The sequence below is a fragment of the Streptomyces sp. SID12488 genome, from assembly GCF_010548275.1.
GTDB lineage: Bacteria > Actinomycetota > Actinomycetes > Streptomycetales > Streptomycetaceae > Streptomyces.
In genome coordinates this window covers 1-405 of record NZ_JAAGLT010000153.1, presented here as the reverse complement: position 1 = coordinate 405, position 405 = coordinate 1, and the positions used below count along the sequence as shown (strand labels likewise).

Here is a 405-nt window from a genome sequence, read left to right as displayed (position 1 = left end):
TCCGGGCGTACGGTGAATCCATGACTCAGCACGTACGCGGAGTAATCGCGCCTGGTAAGAACGAACCCGTTCGCGTCGAGACGATCCTGGTGCCGGATCCGGGGCCCGGCGAGGCCGTGGTCCAGGTACAGGCCTGCGGGGTGTGTCATACCGATCTGCACTACAAGCAGGGCGGGATCAACGACGAGTTCCCGTTCCTGCTCGGCCATGAGGCCTCCGGCATCGTGGAGTCGGTCGGCGAGGGGGTGACGGAGGTCGCACCCGGCGACTTCGTCGTCCTCAACTGGCGTGCGGTGTGCGGCCAGTGCCGCGCCTGTCTGCGCGGCCGTCCCCAGTACTGCTTCAACACGCACAACGCGAGCCGGAAGATGACGCTGGAGGACGGAACAGTGTTGTCCCCAGCTC

General features: G+C 65.9%; 1 protein-coding gene. It reads left to right on the top strand.

Going from position 1 to position 405, the window contains the following annotated elements; genetic code table 11:
- Window positions 1-20 precede the first annotated feature (20 nt).
- Window positions 21-405: alcohol dehydrogenase catalytic domain-containing protein (locus tag G3I56_RS42955; RefSeq protein WP_164418974.1), on the top strand; the 385-nt coding region annotated here is incomplete at its 3' end.